At 58.1% G+C, this 17,051-nt stretch carries 18 protein-coding genes; 7 read left to right on the forward strand and 11 right to left on the reverse strand.

Annotated elements, in window-relative coordinates; translation table 11 throughout:
- Window positions 1–3 precede the first annotated feature (3 nt).
- The 10 genes from IE113_RS01855 to IE113_RS01900 all read right to left on the reverse strand — a co-directional run bounded on the left by IE113_RS01855 (window position 4) and on the right by IE113_RS01900 (window position 8,419).
- A complete protein-coding gene (locus tag IE113_RS01855; protein WP_189538708.1) occupies window positions 4–831 on the reverse strand; it encodes a GNAT family N-acetyltransferase in 828 nt (275 codons plus the stop codon).
- Between the two features lie 82 nt (window positions 832–913).
- The gene (locus IE113_RS01860; RefSeq protein ID WP_229822062.1) at window positions 914–1,459 is read right to left on the reverse strand and encodes a nucleoside deaminase; all 546 of its coding nucleotides are present in this window, start codon (window positions 1,457–1,459) and stop codon (window positions 914–916) included.
- Between the two features lie 14 nt (window positions 1,460–1,473).
- Complete coding sequence (gene scpC / locus IE113_RS01865) at window positions 1,474–2,988, reverse strand: succinyl-CoA:acetate CoA-transferase ScpC (protein ID WP_189538709.1); 1,515 nt, start codon at window positions 2,986–2,988, stop codon at window positions 1,474–1,476.
- Window positions 2,978–4,561 (reverse strand): bifunctional aminoglycoside phosphotransferase/ATP-binding protein, encoded by a 1,584-nt coding sequence (locus IE113_RS01870; protein WP_189538710.1) that lies wholly within the window; start codon window positions 4,559–4,561, stop codon window positions 2,978–2,980. The genes scpC and IE113_RS01870 overlap by 11 nt, the downstream gene beginning before the upstream one ends.
- 58 nt (window positions 4,562–4,619) lie before the next feature.
- A complete protein-coding gene (locus IE113_RS01875; RefSeq protein ID WP_189538711.1) occupies window positions 4,620–5,048 on the reverse strand; it encodes a universal stress protein in 429 nt (142 codons plus the stop codon).
- 73 nt (window positions 5,049–5,121) lie between these two features.
- The gene (locus IE113_RS01880) at window positions 5,122–5,763 is read right to left on the reverse strand and encodes an amino acid ABC transporter permease (protein ID WP_229822064.1); all 642 of its coding nucleotides are present in this window, start codon (window positions 5,761–5,763) and stop codon (window positions 5,122–5,124) included.
- 36 nt (window positions 5,764–5,799) lie between these two features.
- Entirely contained in the window at window positions 5,800–6,528 is a 729-nt protein-coding gene (locus tag IE113_RS01885) for an amino acid ABC transporter ATP-binding protein (protein ID WP_189538713.1), read from the reverse strand.
- A gap of 6 nt (window positions 6,529–6,534) precedes the next feature.
- Window positions 6,535–7,188, reverse strand: coding sequence for an amino acid ABC transporter permease (locus tag IE113_RS01890; protein ID WP_189538714.1), 654 nt, complete (start codon window positions 7,186–7,188; stop codon window positions 6,535–6,537).
- Window positions 7,189–7,192: 4 nt separating this feature from the next.
- Complete coding sequence (locus IE113_RS01895) at window positions 7,193–7,942, reverse strand: transporter substrate-binding domain-containing protein (RefSeq protein ID WP_229822067.1); 750 nt, start codon at window positions 7,940–7,942, stop codon at window positions 7,193–7,195.
- Window positions 7,943–8,017: 75 nt separating this feature from the next.
- Window positions 8,018–8,419 carry a nuclear transport factor 2 family protein gene (locus IE113_RS01900; RefSeq protein WP_189538715.1) on the reverse strand — a complete coding sequence of 134 codons (402 nt, stop codon included), beginning with the start codon at window positions 8,417–8,419 and terminating at the stop codon, window positions 8,018–8,020.
- 169 nt (window positions 8,420–8,588) lie between these two features.
- On the opposite strand from IE113_RS01900, the gene IE113_RS01905 reads away from it, so the two are divergent.
- Together IE113_RS01905 and IE113_RS01910 are read left to right on the forward strand one after the other, a co-directional pair.
- Entirely contained in the window at window positions 8,589–10,439 is a 1,851-nt protein-coding gene (locus IE113_RS01905; protein WP_189538716.1) for a SpoIIE family protein phosphatase, read from the forward strand.
- Window positions 10,436–10,873: an ATP-binding protein gene (locus IE113_RS01910; protein WP_189538717.1), complete on the forward strand. Its 438-nt coding sequence runs from the start codon at window positions 10,436–10,438 to the stop codon at window positions 10,871–10,873. The genes IE113_RS01905 and IE113_RS01910 overlap by 4 nt, the downstream gene beginning before the upstream one ends.
- On the opposite strand, the gene IE113_RS01915 is transcribed toward IE113_RS01910, so the two are convergent.
- A complete protein-coding gene (locus IE113_RS01915; RefSeq protein ID WP_189538718.1) occupies window positions 10,862–11,188 on the reverse strand; it encodes an STAS domain-containing protein in 327 nt (108 codons plus the stop codon). The two genes, IE113_RS01910 and IE113_RS01915, sit on opposite strands and share 12 nt — an antisense overlap.
- A 219-nt stretch (window positions 11,189–11,407) precedes the next feature.
- Here IE113_RS01915 and IE113_RS01920 point away from each other — a divergent pair, with 219 nt between their 5' ends.
- From IE113_RS01920 to IE113_RS01940, 5 genes are all read left to right on the forward strand, one after another.
- The gene (locus IE113_RS01920) at window positions 11,408–13,663 is read left to right on the forward strand and encodes an ABC transporter substrate-binding protein/permease (RefSeq protein WP_229822070.1); all 2,256 of its coding nucleotides are present in this window, start codon (window positions 11,408–11,410) and stop codon (window positions 13,661–13,663) included.
- Window positions 13,660–14,748: an amino acid ABC transporter ATP-binding protein gene (locus tag IE113_RS16255; protein ID WP_189538720.1), complete on the forward strand. Its 1,089-nt coding sequence runs from the start codon at window positions 13,660–13,662 to the stop codon at window positions 14,746–14,748. The genes IE113_RS01920 and IE113_RS16255 overlap by 4 nt, the downstream gene beginning before the upstream one ends.
- A gap of 41 nt (window positions 14,749–14,789) precedes the next feature.
- Complete coding sequence (locus tag IE113_RS01930; RefSeq protein WP_189538721.1) at window positions 14,790–15,452, forward strand: outer membrane protein; 663 nt, start codon at window positions 14,790–14,792, stop codon at window positions 15,450–15,452.
- Window positions 15,453–15,489: 37 nt separating this feature from the next.
- Complete coding sequence (locus IE113_RS01935) at window positions 15,490–16,200, forward strand: M15 family metallopeptidase (protein ID WP_229822071.1); 711 nt, start codon at window positions 15,490–15,492, stop codon at window positions 16,198–16,200.
- 188 nt (window positions 16,201–16,388) lie between these two features.
- Window positions 16,389–17,042 carry an outer membrane protein gene (locus IE113_RS01940; RefSeq protein WP_189538723.1) on the forward strand — a complete coding sequence of 218 codons (654 nt, stop codon included), beginning with the start codon at window positions 16,389–16,391 and terminating at the stop codon, window positions 17,040–17,042.
- Window positions 17,043–17,051 lie beyond the last annotated feature (9 nt).

Genomic DNA, 17,051 nt, shown 5'->3' on the forward strand with positions numbered 1-17,051 from the left:
GCGCTATCCAAGCTCGAATGTCGTGATGCCATACGTCTTGTCCATGCCGATATCCGGCGCACCATGCGTGTACATCTGCGCCGTTTCGAACGTTGCATCCATGCCAAAGCGCAAAGCAAGGTCCACCGCACGGGGGTTGCATTCCGGCACGTCGAGAAAAACCTGTTCGCCGGGACGCGCGGAAGCGATCAGGCGCGTAAGCAAACTGGCTGCAATCTCAGGCGTTTCGGCAAACATTGGGCCGATCTTGAAGCCAGAGCGACAGGGACGGAGCACACCATAGCCCAGCAGTCGCGCCTCTTCGCAAAAACCAATCGCCGTCGCGCCCAGCTGGGCGATCCATTTGCGCAGGAACGCGCTTCGGTCGGCCGGAAAGAACTGTCGATCGTAGCGGGCGACATCTTCGAACGGCAGGCCGGACAGCGGCACCAGCCGATCATCGGGTTCGCTGCTTGCGAATGCTGGTGCATTGAGCACGTAGCGCACGTTACGATGAGCCACGACAAAGCCGGACTTGCGATAGTTTTCCTGCTGCTCCACCACCCCATCGAGGCCGATATTACAGCCTTCAAGATATGCCATCGCCTGTTGCGCTATGGCGAGGCCGTGGCCGCAACCGCGCAGATCGGGGCGAACTATATAAAGACCCATGAAGCCATAATCGCGGCTATATTTCACGGCCGAGACTGCCGCCACAGGCTGGCCATCAAAAAGGCCGATCCAGAAGCCCGAAGGGTCTGCCGCCCAGAAGGCGTCAGCATCGTGGAGACCTGGATTCCAGTTCTCGCTGGCGGCCCATTCGATGACGAGATCAAGTTCGCCACGAACCATGGGACGGATTTCGAAAGAGGGTGCATTTGCAGACATGGGCACCTCTGCCTATCCAGTCAGACAGCCGATTAACGAAAGATCGTTAGGCGTCTGCCGGTTCGCCGATGTCCTCGTTCCACAGCTTCGGACTGTTTGCGATGAAGGCTTCCATCAGCGCGATGCATTCCGCATCCTGTAGTACTTCAACTGCGACACCCCGGCTTCTGAGCAGTTCTTCCTCGCCCATGAACGTCTTGTTTTCGCCAACGATCACGCGCGGAATTCCGTAGAGCAGAATCGCCCCGCTGCACATCGAACACGGTGACAGCGTGGTATAAAGCGTCGCCTCTTGATAGACTGATGCATCACGTCGCCCGGCGTTTTCGAATGCGTCCATCTCACCGTGCAGGATAGCACTGCCTTTTTGCACGCGCCGGTTATGCCCCCGGCCAATGATCTGGCCCTCATGCACGATCACCGAACCTATAGGAATGCCGCCTTCGGAAAGGCCTTGCCGCGCTTCTTCTATTGCAGCGCGCAAAAATAAATCGTGAGACATTTTGAATTCCTCCGGCAGGCCTGAAAGCGGAACCGATTCAGCCAAAAATAAATTACCTTGTTGCCCTGAGCGTTCATTGATGCGGGTCAAGCTCCTTTTGCTGATTACACATGCATCGATCCGCTATCTATGAAGCGCTGGTGCCACGAGAGGGCCTCTGACAGTAGCGTCGGCGTCTGCAGGCCGTAGGATTCGCGCAGGGCGCGGTCGAAGTAGTCCTTCAGCAGCGGCCGGAAATCGGGGTGGGCGCAGTTTTCGATGACCAGACTCGCGCGACGCTTGGGCGAGAGGCCGCGCATGTCCGCCAACCCCTGGTCCGTCACCAGTACCTGCACGTCCTGGGTAATGTGGTCGACATGGCTGACATGCGGGACGATGGTGGAAATGGCTCCATTGCGGGCCGTGGAAGGTGCCGTGAAGATGGAGATGTAGGCGTTGCGCGCGTAGTCTCCCGAACCCCCGATGCCGTTCATGATCCGCGATCCCATGACGTGGGTGGAATTGACGTTGCCGTAGATGTCGGCCTCGATCATCCCGTTCATGGCGATGCAACCGAGACGGCGGATCAGTTCCGGATGATTGCTGATTTCTTGGGGTCGCAGGATGATGCGGTCATGCAGCTCGGCCATGTTGTCGGTGAGCCGCTGCATGGCCTCGGGTCCAAGGCAGAGCGCCGCAGACGATGCAGAGGCGAGCTTCCCGGTCAGCAGCAGGTCCAGCATGCTGTCCTGAATCACTTCGGTAAAGGCGGTCATGGGCGGAAACGAAGAGGTTTGCAGGCCGGCCAGCACGGCGTTGGCTACGCTGCCGACGCCCGACTGCAGGGGCAGCAGATTGGACGGCAACCGCCCCATAGACACTTCATGATGCAGGAATTCCAGCAGGTGCCCGGCAATAGCCTGCGCCTGCGTGTCAGGCGGCGGCAAGGTCTGGTTGCGGTCGGGAGCGTCGGTCTCGACCACCGCTATTACTTTATCCGGGTCGCAGCGGAACCACGGCTCTCCGATGCGATCGTCGGGCTTTACCAGCGGAATGGGAACGCGATGCGGCGGCAGCGCGGTGCCGTAATAGATGTCGTGCATCCCTTCCAGCGCCGGATTCTGCCAGCGGTTGACCTCCAGGATCACCTTTTGGGCGCGGTCAATCCAGGTCTTGTTGTTGCCGACCGACGTCGAGGGGATAAGTGATCCGTCTGCGCGGATGCCGGTGACTTCGATCACCGCAATATCTTCAGTGCCAAGGAACCCTTCCCATACCATCGGCGCAACCTGGCTCAGGTGCATGTCGAGATATTCTATCTTTCCGCTATTGATCTTGTCGCGCGCGGTGGGATCGGAATTGTAAGGCATACGGAACTCGATACCGTCTGCCTTGGCAAGAGCGCCGTCGAGTTCGGGCCCGGTTGATGCGCCCGACCAGATTTGCACGGCGAACTTTTCGCCCCGACCGTGGGCGTCCTCTATCCGCCGCGCCATCGCCAACGGTACGGCCTTGGGATAGCCCGCCGCGGTAAAACCGCTCATGCCGATACGGCTGCTCGGCGCAATGAGACTGGCGGCATCGTCTGCGCTCATCACCCGCGACAAAAGTTGCGGGCAGGCGATGCGGTCATGCAACATGAGCAGGGACTCCGGGCTCTCGAGATAGCATCTGGCGTTGGCGCAATAGCGCGGAGGCAGATTCAAGTACCTCTGCGCTGGAAAGGTTGGCGTTCACTGTTTCCCAGCTCTTCAAATCTGGCAATGCATAGCTTGACTGAGCACGCGCTACATCGGCATCGGCGTCCGAGGCATCGTGTCTTCGCGTTTCAATCCTCGCCACACGTTGATTTTCGCCGCAGTCGAGCCAGAGGCCGAGAAACGGGATCGCACGCTCTACCGCGATCCGCTCGATATTCTCCCGCTCCTCGCCTGCCGCAAATACGGCATCGGCAACCGCGGCCTGTCCGTTGTCGAGGGCTGTGGCGGTCAGGGCCATCATCTCGGTATAGACAGTCTGGCCGGCCTCGGGAGTATAGGCGCAATCAGGCAGGCGCGTTTCCGGCGCAGCTCCGGCAAGACGTTTGCGCAACACGTCGCTGCGCACGATCCGCGCGCCGGGTGCCCGGCCAATCCACGGAGCCAGACCTCGCCCGAGGGTCGACTTGCCAGAGCCGGACAGGCCACCCGTAGCCACCAGAACAGCGGGCGCCGGGTGCAGCAACGTCAAAGCCAGACGAAGATAGCGGCGCGCATTCTCGGCGAGGCCCGGTCCGGCGCCTGCCCGCTTGGCTTGCGCGGCCGCAACATGGGCGCGGATCACAGCACGGCATGCTAGGAACAATGGCATCAAGGCAAGGCCGCCTTCGTCCTCGCCGGAAAGATCAAGATAACGGTTGAACACCAAGTTGGCTTCGGCGCGCATATCGCGCTGCCACAGGTCCATGATCAAGAAGGCCAGGTCATAGAGGGTATCGATCGTAGCCAGTTCGGCGTCGAACTCAAGACAGTCGAAGGGCGTTGCTCGCTCAGCGATGACAGCGATGTTCGCCAGGTGGAGATCCCCATGCACGTGGCGCACACGGCCTGCCGCAGACCGTTGCCGAAGCAAGTGCTCTCCAGCGGACAGTGCGGAGAACAAGCCGCGAGCCACCGCCGCCACATTCTCTGCGCCCAGCAAATCTGCGTAGGCCTCAAGCGTAGTCACATTCATACGCACGACAGCCGCGAAGCGGGCATGGCCATCGGGTTCGGGAACGACCTCCGCGGCGCAATGAAACGCGACGATGCCATCAGTCAGGTCCTGCAACAGGCCCGGCGGCAAGGTGTGACGATCGGCCAGTTCCGACAAGAGCGCGCCATCCTCGAAGCGACGCATCTCGAGCACCCAGTCCACCGGCTCCCCCGGTCCATCCAGTTCCAACTGGCCACCCTGCTGCCTTGTGATCGCGTGGAGCCCAAGATAGAGGTCCGGCGCGATGCGGCGATTAAGAATTAGCTCGTTGGTCAGCGCCTGCTTGCGCAAATCGACAGTCGAGAAATCGAGATAGGGAAAGCGTACCGCCCGCTTGAGCTTCCACGCGCGAGCGCCGGTTAGGAAGATGCTGGCGCAGTGGGTGTCAATCCGCCGCACGTCCTCGCCCCCCGACGTGGCGGCAAAGGTCGTCCCGGAATGCAGGAAGTCGAATACGTCTTGTTGATCACTTACGGCCATATACTGTTTGCAATTCCTGAGATTGGCCCTTGTTTCGCGATCAACATACAGTTGAAGCTCACCTCGTTGCGATCAGCAGATTGCATGGCAAATCCTTGACTAGCCCAGCGCCGACAGACCCTTCAAGCCAACGCGCCAGAAGCCCCTTGTCGCTGTGGCCGATTATTGCGAGATCGGCATCCAGTTCAGCGCAACAGTTGGCTATCTCCTCGACCGGATTGCCCTCCCGGATGTGGGTGCCGAGCTCCACTCCGGTATCCGAAAGCAATATTGCGGCTCTCTCGATTGCGTGTTCGACTTCTGCCCTTTCCAAAGCCCAGAGGTCGACGGCGCCGAACACTTCTGGCGATATCACGTAGGCTTTCGTCGCGACGATGCCGAGCAAATGGAGTTCTGCTCCGCATAACTGGGCAAGGTCTCGGCCATGATGCAAAGCGGCATTGCTGAATTCTGAGCCATCGTAAGCTACGAGAATTTTATTATACATAATTTGTTCTCCGTTGCTTTCTCTCAGTTTGTTCGGGAAGATACCATCGAGATGTCAAGCTTAGGTTCCAGGGTCAACTCAGGCCCGGTATGGTAAAGCGCCGTTCCAGCCTGCGCATGGCCAGAACGATTACCGAAACCAGCAGCAGATAGACCAGTGCCGTGACGAAATAGGTTTCGAAGAACAGGAAACTGCGCATGGCGATTTCCTGCATGCCAGCGAAGAACTCGGTGTACTGAATCAGGAAAACGATCGAGCTGTCCTTGGTGTTCTGGATGGCCTGACTTGCCAGCGCAGGGGCTGCCAGCCGCAGCACCTGTGGCGCCGTGACAAGGCGAAAGATCTGTCCGCGCGAAAACCCCTGCGCCTTGGCGGCTTCCAGTTCGGTCGGCAGCAACCCCTTGTAGGCCGTCACCAGAAACCGGGCGTTGTAGGCCGAGACATTCAGGAAAAAACCAAAGACCGCGATAACGAATGGCGAAAGCCGGATCCCGATGGTCGGCAAGCCGTAGTACAGCAGGAACAGGAAGACGATCAGCGGCGTGCCGATGAAGATGGAAATGTAGCCGTTGATGATCTTGCGAACGACGCCGCTGTTGCTCAGGGTCAGATAGAACACCAGCAACCCGCCGATCAGGCCGTTGATAGTGATAATGACCGACAGGAGCACAGTCTCGCCAAGCGCGCTGATAAGCGAGGGCAGATCGGCCTGCAATTGAACCAGCAAGGCAGGAAAGTTGCCCCCCATCGCTCAGCTCTTACGGCCGAAGAAGGATGCAATCACCGGGTCGGCATGACCTGAGAGCAGGTTTTCCGCCTTATCTTCTGCCCGGACCTTGCCTTGGTCGAGGAAGATGATGCTGTCGGAAATGTACTGGGCCAGATAGAGATCGTGCGTCACACAGAGGATCGTGACGTTCTCCAAATAGAGCCGATTAATAAGAGTCACCACTTCGCGGGCCATGACCGGATCGAGCGCCGAGGTCGGCTCGTCGAAGAACAGCACCCGTGGCTCCATCGCCAGCGCGCGGGCTATGGCAACGCGCTGGCTTTGCCCGCCCGAAAGTGACGCAGGATAGGCATCGCGCTTCTCCGCCATGTCCATGCGGGCCAGTTCGTGCAGCGCGCGTTCCTCGGCAAGAGCAGCCGGCATCTTCTTCAACTGCCGCAAGGCGAGGGTGACGTTGTCCAGGACAGTCAGGTGTCGGTAGAGCGCGAAGTTCTGGAACACGAAGCCGATGAGTTGGCGCAGCGCCCGGACGTCGGCCGTCGGGGCCGTCATTTCTTTGCCATCGAAGCGGACCGAGCCGCTGGTTGGTTCTTCCAGACGGTTCAGGCAGCGCAGCAGCGTGGACTTGCCGCACCCCGAAGGTCCCATGATGACCTTTGTCTGCCCCTCCTCAAGGTCGAAGGTCACGCCGTCGAGAACCGTCTTGGTGCCGAAGGTCTTTACCAGGTTGCGGACTTCGAGCAGAGCCATCGCGGTCTATTCCTCCGCAAACCCGGGAATGGCGAAATGCCGTTCCACATATGCGACAGCCAAAAGGATGGCGCGGTACAGCCCGAAATAGAGCAGCCCCACGGCGGTATAGATCTGCAGGCTCTGCATCGTCGTGGATGTCAGGGCCATGGCTTGCTTGGTGATCTCGGGAATACCCACCGTGTAGGCGAAGGGTGAGTATTTCATCACGCTCGTCAGTTCGTTAACCATGCCGGGAACGGAGAGGCGGATCATTTGTGGCAGTTCAATAAGGCGGAAGGACTGGAACGGGGTGAACCCCGAAGCCTGTGCGGCGAGGATTTCAGCCTGTGAAACGGCCTGCAGCGAACCGCGAAAAATCTCCGACAGGTAGGCTCCGGAAACAGCGCCTAAGCTCAACATCATGGCTGCGAGCGGCGGAATGTCGAGGCCGAGGGCCGGCAAGCCAAAGAAAACCATGAACAACAGCACGAGCACCGGAATTCCGCGCAGGACATAGACAAGTGCGTCTAGCGCATTGCCTGCGGCTTTGCCTCCCAGCCTGCGCGCGGCGATGATTGCAAGCGCGACGACCAGTGCCGTAGCCGCGCAGAGAAGCGTGACCAAAACCGTGTAGCCAAGGCCGGCCACCAGACTCTGCAGTATTTGCGCAAAGCTCATCCGGTTAGTCCAGCCAGCGGGCTATGATCTTTTTGCGCGCCGGTTCGCCCAGCTCGTCCAGAAAGCGATCGAAATCTTCTCGCAGGCGCGAGCCCTTCGGGAAGGCATAACCAAACCTGTCCCGGCCAGTTAGGACAAAGCTATCCTGAATCGGCAACTTCTTGCGATAGACGCTCGCCACCGGACCATCGAGAAAGGCCAAGTCGATTTGGCCATTCCGCAGGTCGGTCATGACCTCGTTATAGCTGGGATAAACCTTTACCTTGTTGAGTGAATAAAGCCCCTGCGGTTCCAGCTCGGCCCGAATATATTCGCTGTAAGCCATGCCGCGCGGATAGCCGATGGTATAGCGCTTCAGCTCGGCCAGGCTGTCCAGCTTGATGCCGCGGGACTTCAGGCTGACGAGGTTCCAGGTGTTCTCCATATAAGGCTTGGAGAAGTCCATCATTTTGCGCCGCGGCTCGGTGATCGAGATCGCGGAAAAGGCGACGTCGGCCTTGCCGCTCACCACTGCGCCCAACATGCCTTGCCAGTCATAGCTGGTGATCTGCAGCTCACATCGGCGAGCGGCGCAATAGGCCCGAAAAAGGTCGAGATCGAGACCCTTGGTCTCCCCATTCTCTTCAAACAGGTTGGGCGGTGAAGCGGGCGAAACGGCAACGCGTATCACGTTCTTCTGCGCTCCACCGGGGCCACAGGCGACAACCATCGTCGATGCCAGCATGACAATGAACGCGCGGCGGGGCAAATTCATAAAAGTGACCTTAGTATCTGGGGTAAAGCAGCGACAGCCCGGCGCAATGGTGTATGCGCCGGCCTGTATCCGATTTTAATCGACCAGCTGAGTGTTTGTGGCGAGTTCAGCCGGGGCAGAAAAGTGCATATGCTCAATCAGCCAGCGTCCAGCGCCATCGCGCTGGAGCACAAAGGTGGCGCGCGTCTCTGCCTGTTGCTTGCCAGCCAACATCTCGAAATCAAATCGCAGATCCGCTACCACCCAGCCGCAATCACCATGCTGCACTTCATGATGCCAAGTCGGGGTAATCGTGGCGGACGATGTCTGGGACCAGTCCAGTAGGAACTGCTCGCGGATCTCATCGCTGCCCAGCCGCTTTTCATTCGCGTTCGTGCCATAGGCCATCGTCTGACCGCCGGGAGCCATGCAGGCCATGCAGCCATCGATCGAGCGCCTGCCGTACTCTTGAAACAGCGTCTTTACGGTCGTGAACATATTGCCTCCCTGACTTGCCTTCATTTTCAATGACGCGGGAATCGTGCTGTCACAATGACAGAAATCAAAATCACACGCGGCCAAACAACCTGGACATTTGATCGTTGTCATTGCACTCGCGCTCGCACACAAATGATAAGGTATCTTCCGACGTCAACCGGAGGTGCAAGTGGTCTTCAGAACAATTCGTGGTAAGATGCTCATCGGCTTCGGTGCAGTTCTCAGCGCGATCCTGCTGACGCTTGGAGCATTTTTCTTCGTTGCGGTTCGGGACACGGTAGTTCCGTTGACGAAGGATCTGAGCCAGGACGTGTTGCGTGCCCGATCCAGCAGCCTCGGCCATCTGTTCCTAGGATATCAAACAGATATCGGCACATTATCGCGGGAGAGCATTCTGCGCTCCGGCGACTCGTCTGCAATCGAGCAAGAGCTCAAGAGGCAGATCGCCGGTGCCAACAAAGACTACGAAATGGTTTTCTTCGCCGACCGCCAAGGGGCCTACGTCAGTTCGATCGGTTCGTACGGCAATGTTGCTGATCGACCCTATTTCCGGGAGATCATGTCCGGTGCTCGCGATCAGGTCATCAGCGAACCGCTGGTATCCCGCGCAACCGGGGCGACGGTGTTCGTAATTGCGTCGGCGGTAAAAGACAAGGACGGGCGCGTTGTCGGCCTTGTGGCCGCTACCGTCCTGCTCGATACCCTGACGGAAATCGCGGGTGCGGTCAGCGTTGCCGAAAACGGCTTCGGCTGGGTTATGGATCACAAGGGCCTCCTGATTTCGCACCCATCGCCGAACGTTCGAATGAAGCTCAATCTGCTTGAGTCTTCGCGCAACGGCTATTCGGGGCTCGAACCGATTGCCGCGGCCCTTAAGCAGGGCAAGTCCGGTTTCGGTGAGTACCGCCGTCCGGACGGAGAGGTGTTCGCGACGATTTACACCCCCATTCCCAATACGCCGAACTGGGGTCTTGGCGTTTCCATGCCCAAGGCGCAGATGATGGCCAAAGCCGACCGGCTGATGCGGCTGGTGGTGATCGGCATCGCCCTGGTTCTGACTACGACAATCCTGGTCGTCATCATCGTTTCTGCTCGCATTTCCGCGCCTATCCTTGCCTTGGTGCAAAGTACCGAAGCGGTGAGCAGGGGCAATCTCGATGCAACCATCGATATTCGGACGGGCGATGAGATCGAAACGCTGGCGCAGGCATTCCGCCGGATGATGGCGGAACTCAAAACCTACATCGCGAACTTGCAAAAGGTCACCAGTGAGAAAGAGCGGGTGGAGAGTGAGTTGCATGTCGCAAACCGTATTCAGGCAAGCATGTTGCCGCGAATCTTTCCTCCTTTCCCCGATATCAGGGAAATCGACCTGTTCGCGACTATGCAGCCCGCGCGCGAAGTGGGCGGTGATTTCTTCGACTTCTTCGTGCTGGAAGATGGCCGCCTGTGCTTTTGCGTGGGCGACGTGTCCGGCAAGGGCGTTCCGGCCGCACTGTTCATGGTGATCGTGATGACGATCCTGCGCAATCAGGCCATGCACGATGCCGATCTCGCTCGCATCTTCTCCCAGACCAACCGGATGCTGTGCGCCGATAATGACGAAATGATGTTTGTTACCGTATTCATGGGAATTCTCGATCCCCGCACCGGCGGGCTCGAATATGTTTCGGCGGGCCACAACCCGCCGGCACTGGCGCGTCAGGACGGAGACTTCGCCTTTCTGCGCTCCGCACCCTCGCTGGCCATGGGGGTGATCGAGGACATCGACTTTGAAGCGCACAGCACGCAGCTTGCGCCGGGCGACACGCTGTTCGTCTATTCCGACGGCGTGACCGAAGCGATGGACGTCAGAGGCGAGCTAATGGGCGAGCCGCGTACGCTAGATGCGTTGAACGCGCTCAAATTCCGGCCGGTACGCGAACTGGTCGACGGCATGGACGCGCGGATCAAGGCTTTTGCCAATGGCGCACCCCCTTCCGACGATATCACGATGCTTGCTGTGGAAATGGTGCGATGAGCCACCAGTTCCACATAACGATCGGCAACTCGATGGACCAATACATGGTACTCGCAGAAGCCTTGCGCGCCTTTGCAAGCGATGCCGGCCTTGGGAACGCCGCCACGACCCATCTGGAGCTCGTGATTGAGGAGCTGGTAGTCAACATCATCAAGCATGGATACGCCGACGGACGCGCTGGCCGAATTACTCTGGACGTCACCGTGGCGGGCGACCTGACGGTCACGCTTGTCGATGATGCCATACCCTTCAACCCGGTTGCCGCGCTCGCGCCAGATATTAGCCTTGGCACCGAGGAGCGGCCCATCGGGGGGCTTGGGATCCATTTCGTTCGCACTTTCATGGACGAGATGCGCTACCGTCGAGACGGCGGCCGCAATGTCCTATTTCTGCGCAAACAGCTGGAGCCCGCAAGCGGGGTGTCAGGCAGCTAGGGCACAGTCCAGATCGGGGTGGATCGGGATAATCTTCGAGAAGCCGCTGATCACGAAAACTTCCTCCACTGTTGGCACAAGACCAAAGAGAGCCAGCGTTCCGCCCTTTGATTTCATCGATTTTGCGGCCATCAGGAATACCCGCAAACCGGCGCTCGAAACATAAGAGAGTTTCGACCCGTCTATAGCAATTGCGGTCACATCTTCCAGAAATGGCAAAAGAGCAGTCTGGAACGATTCTGCCGTGACGCTGTCTATCCTGCCTTCTGGCATGACCACAAGCGTGCCATTGATGTTTGTGCTCACGATTTCCATTGTTTCTCCGATATTTAAGGCGCGCACCTTTATTGGCAATACGTTATGAAACTAGCACCAGATGGCGCAATGTGATTTGCTCGATATCAATGCGCATGGTTTAGATTTATGCAAGTTTTCAAGCTGTTTCGCGAGATCGGATTTCCGCGGGTGTCGAGAGAAATCTGAGCGCGCCAAGGGGGGCTCGTGCATTTCAATCATCGATGGACGTTCCGGCAATTGGCCCTGCTGCTGTTATTGCTCGTCTGTGCATGCAAGGAGCAGGGCAAACCCGTTATCGAACGGCTCGATCAGGCTGGCGAAGCTCGCCTTGGGGTCATGACCGGCTCGACCGGGGAAGTTGCCGCGCGCAAGCTTTACCCCAAGGCGCAGGTCAAGACGTTCGATGACATCATGGACGCTGTTACTGCACTGAATGCGGGGCAGCTTGATGCAATCATCACGATTTACCCGACGGCCCTTCAGGTGTCGAAGAAAAATCCGCGCCTGCACATTCTGGAAGAACGCGTCGATTACGAGGACACCTCGGCCGCGATCCGAAAGGACAACACTCGACTGCTCAAGCAGATTGATGGCGTAATCGGCGAGCTCAAGGCGGACGGCACGATGGCCGACATGGAGCGGCGCTGGCTGAAGCCGGACCTGTCGCCCTATGAAGAACTCGACATCAAGCTGCCTAAAACCGGCACGCCGCTGCGGGTGGGCGTTTCGGCAACCCGCGAGCCGATGAGCTTCGTCGACGCCACGGGTCGCGTCACGGGCCACGACGGGGAACTGGCGCGCTTGATCGGAGCCCGGCTCAACCGCCCGGTCGAATTCTACAATATGAAATTTCTGGCGCTGATCCCGGCCCTGCAATCCGGTAAGATCGACGTCATCATATCGGGCATGACCCATACGGCCGAACGAGCCAAGAAAGTCAGCTTCACCCGCACCTATTACGCCAATTCACAGGTCATGCTGGCGCCAAGGCCGGATGTGACAGAAGGAACTGCGCCCGTTGCAGCCGGGGCGGTCATGACAGGGCCGCAGGACATTGCCGACAAGCGCATCGCTGTTCTCACCAGTTCGGTGCAGGACCGCTACGCGACCAAGCATTATCCGAAGGCTAAAATCCTGCAGTTCGATACGGTAAGCGATGTCGTGATGGCGCTTAAGGCAGGCAAGGCCGATGCGGCGCTGTTCGACGAAAGTCCGCTGCGCGATGTCCTACGCAAGAACCCGGAATTCGGCCTGCTTGGCAAACCTTTGTTCAGCACGCCGATGGGGGTCGGTTTCAGCAAGAACAGAGCAGATCTGCGGGTCGCTTTCGATCGCTGGCTGGCCGACAACCGAGCCAACGGAACGTACGATGCCATGAAGCGCCGATGGATGGATGAAGGCGCCACCCAGCTGCCGCCGTTGCCGCAGGGGGGCGGGCGCGGAACGCTGATCGTCGGAACCATGTCGGCGGGTCTTCCCTTCGTCGCGGTGCACAATGGCGAACTGGTCGGCTTCGATATCGAGATGATCCGCCGCTTTGCAGCATCGCTGGATATGGACGTGCGCTTTACCGACATGCAATTCGGCGCGCTGATCCCGGCGCTTGCCGCCGGCAAGGTAGACATGATCTCCGCGTCCATCGCGATCACCGACGAACGTAAGCAGCAGATCGATTTCGGATCGTCCTACTTCAACGGACAGGTCTATGCCTTCGCTCGCAAGGACAGGATTGCGGGCGGCGACGGGACAGTGGCCCTCGCTGGTGCCAAGCCGGAAAGCTTCCTCAAGCGCACCGCAGACAGCTTTCGAATCAATATCCTGCAGGAGAACCGCTACCATCTGATTCTGGACGGTCTGCTCACCACAGTCGTCATTGCAATTCTGGCGACTGTCTTCGGCACTCTCCTTGGCGGTCTGGTCTGTTTCATGCGGATGTCTAGTCGCGCGATACTCAACGTACCGGCACGCATCTATATCGCGATCCTGCGCGGGATGCCGGTGCTGGTCCTGCTGATGCTGATCTTCTACGTCGTTTTCGCGTCGGTAGACATCAATCCGGTTCTGGTCGCGGTCATTGCCTTTGGCTTGAACTTCGCGGCCTATGCGGCTGAAATCTATCGCAGCGGCATTAGCGGCATTGACAAGGGACAGTCAGAGGCCGGAATCGCCATGGGCTTCACCCGGCTGCAGACCTTCCGCTTCATCATCCTCCCACAGACGATCCAGCGCATCCTGCCGGTCTACAAGGGTGAGTTCATTTCGCTGGTGAAGATGACTTCGATTGTCGGCTACATTGCAGTTCAAGACCTGACCAAGGCCAGCGACATCATCCGCAGCCGCACGTTCGATGCATTCTTTCCGCTGGTGATGGTGGCGGTCCTCTATTTCCTGATCGCCTGGGTGCTGATGCAGGCCATCGAGTATCTGGAGTGTGCAACCGACCCTAAAACAAGGCGCCGCAAGATGCGCCACAACCTTCAGGAGCGCGCATGATCACGGTGCAGCATCTGGTCAAGCGGTTCGGCGACCTAACGGTTCTTAAGGACGTGAATGCCGAGATCCGCAGAGGCGAAGTCGTGTCGATTATCGGCCCCTCAGGCTGCGGCAAGTCAACCTTCCTGCGTTGCCTAAACCTGCTGGAACAGCCGACTGCGGGCAGCATCACTATCAACGGGGTCGACGTAATGGACCCGGCGGCGGACGTTGCGCTGCTGCGGCAGAAGATGAACATGGTGTTCCAGTCGTTCAACCTGTTCTCTCACCTCACCGTACTGGAAAACTTGACGCTTGGTCCTATCCGGCTGAAAGGGCAGACGCGCGACCAGGCCGAGACACGGTCGATGGAACTGCTCCGGCTGGTCGGCATGGCGGAAAAGGCCGACAGCTTTCCCGATGAGCTTTCAGGAGGTCAGAAGCAGCGCGTGGCGATTGCTCGGTGCCTTGCGATGGAACCGGAAATCATCCTGTTCGACGAGCCGACTTCCGCGCTTGATCCAACCATGGTGCGCGAAGTCCTCTCGGTTATCCGGCGCCTTGCCCGCGATGGCATGACGATGGCCATTGTAACCCACGAGATGGAGTTCGCCCGCGATGTCTCTAACCGGGTGTTCTACATGGACGAGGGCGTGGTCTATGAGGAAGGGCCGCCCGAGGTCATCTTCACCGCGCCGACGCGTGAAAAAACCTGGGCCTTCATCAATCGGGTGCGAACCTGTTCGTATCAGATCGAGACACCGGACTATGACCTCTACGCGATCAACGCCCAAGTGGAAGAATTTTGCGAAAAGCACGTTCTGTCGCGCAAGCTATGCGACAACATCCTGCTGATAATCGAGGAAACGCTTTCGCTTTACCGGCCTTATCTCCAGCGCGGCCCGGTCAAGGTACATGTCGATTATTCTGAAAAGACCGGCGAACTGAAGCTGGTGTTCGACGCCGCCCCCGATGCGGACAACCCGATCGAGACGGCAGGGGAAGACGATCTTGGATCGATGCTGATCCAGAACATCGCCCGGAACGTCTCCTTCCACATCGATGACGAGCGATCCCGGCTCGAGATGCTGCTGCCAGCCCAGTGAAGCCAGCCAACAATATCCCCATGCAAGTCAAGGAGTGCAAGATGAACAAGCTTTTCCCGGCCGCTATTGCGTCCATCGTCGGCTTTGCAGCGCCTGCCATGGCCGAAGATTTTGACGGCCCCTACATTCAGGTGGGCATTGGCGCAGCCGAGGGCAAATCCGACATGGACTTCGGCTCCTGGTTTCACGAGCAGCCCAGTGACACACAGATCAGTGGAACGATGGCCGCCGGTTACGCGCATTCCTTCGGGCGATTCAATCTTGGCGCCAATATTGCTTATGTGCTGGGCAATCAGAACGCCGGACGCACGGTGCAGGACTATGCACCTAATCCCGATGAAAAAAACGATGCCATATCCGTGCGGATGAAAAACATGTGGTCGGTCAATCTGGAACCGGGCGTGCGTGTTGGGTCGCGCGGATTGCTCTACGGCAAGCTGAGCTACAGCTGGGCGAAAGGTACCTGGCGAATTGATCGCCCGCTCTTTGGCGATACGACGACCGGCAAGATGAATTTGAAGGGCTACGGACTCGGAGCTGGATACAAGCACAATGTGGCCGGCCAACTTTATGGCTTCACGGAAGTCCAAAAAACATGGTTCAATAAGCAGGATGTCGCCGTGACTTTCGACACCTCAACCTATCACGACTACTATGACACCACATCGGCTTCGGCCATCGTGGGTATCGGTTTCCGGTTTTAAGGCGATGGCACGGGTGCCTCGGTTCAAGCAACGGACTGTGCTGGCACTGCTGGCAGGTTTGGCCGCGCTTGCACCGGGCACACCCGCCTTTGCGGATACGACAAACCCGGCCATGCCGGTCGGGTTTGTCGACGCTGAAACGGTGGCCGCAGGCCTTGTCGTGGACATGCGCTATTATGGCGCCGCCAATTTCGTCGGCAGGCCCATTGCAGGCTATGACGAGCCGGTCTGTCTACTCACCTCCGACGCGGCAACGGCTCTCGCACGGGCGCAAAAGCACCTGCAACCGCTAGGATTAGGTCTGAAAGCCTTCGACTGTTATCGCCCGGCCCGTGCGGTAAACGACTTCGTGCGCTGGGCCAAAGACCTGGATGACCAGATAAGGAAGCCGCTCCATTATCCCGACGTTCCCAAATCGGAACTATTCCAGCGGGGTTACATCGCCACGAGATCCGGCCATTCTCGCGGCTCCACGGTTGACGTGACGATCGTTGACCTTGTCACCGGGCAAGAACTGGACATGGGTACAGTCTATGACTGGTTCGGCCCGAAAGCATCGCCCACTGCGCATATTGTCTCTCGATCAGCACGCGCCCACCGCCTGTTGCTTCGACTGGTCATGCGGGATGCAGGCTTTCAGCCCTACGAGCAGGAATGGTGGCATTTCACCTTGAATTCTGAACCGTATCCCGACTTTTATTTCGATTTCCCGTTGCGGCGCTCCGTTACAGCAGACAAAGACCGTTAAATGTAGATATATTATTAAATTTCAAATGATTTTAATTTTCAAAATTCAATTTGTTTCCTAATTGTCACAGCTGATCAAAAATCGATACATTCGCCGTTTTGAGGTGATTTTGACGGCCGTCAATGCACTTTTCTCCACTTTCTAAAAGATAGCGCTGCATCGTCAGATGCATCCAAAAGGAGAAAAAAGTGTCATTCATAAAGTATGTAATTCCGGCAATGGCGATCCTGGCATCCACAACAGCCAATGCTTCAGCCAATGAAGCGCAGTGGGGCGGCCCCTACATCGGTGCACACGCGGGTTACACATCCTTCAAGCCCGACTACTCGGAACCGCTGGACGAAGATGGTCTGGATCGGAACACCAACCCCAATGCGCAAGGCATTAGCGGAGGTGTGCTGGCCGGATACAATGTTCAGGCGAAGGGCATCGTTCTTGGTATTGAGGCGGATTTCGGCCTTACGGGCGCAGATGCCGGTCCTAACGCTACATCGGACAACGATTATAGTGCCTTTGACCTCAAGTGGAACGGCCACCTGCGCGCACGCGTCGGTTACCCAATCGGCAAGACCCTGATCTTTGCTGCGGGCGGTCTGGCGGTTGCTCATGCCCAAGTGGATGATGTTGACGCCGGATGGGGTGAAGAGTGCGATACTTACACCGGCTTCACGATTGGCGGTGGCGTCGAGCACGCAGTGGGAGAAAAGCTTACTGTGCGGGCAGAGTATCTGTTCGATAAATATGGAAAGAAGAACGGCTCCATCAGTGGAGAATATACTTATCCATACAGTGTCGACCCTTCGACGCACACTATTCGCGCTGCGGTGGCCTATCGATTCTGATGCCAAAGG

This window comes from Novosphingobium arvoryzae (genome assembly GCF_014652615.1).
In the GTDB taxonomy this organism is placed as follows: Bacteria; Pseudomonadota; Alphaproteobacteria; order Sphingomonadales; family Sphingomonadaceae; genus Novosphingobium; species Novosphingobium arvoryzae.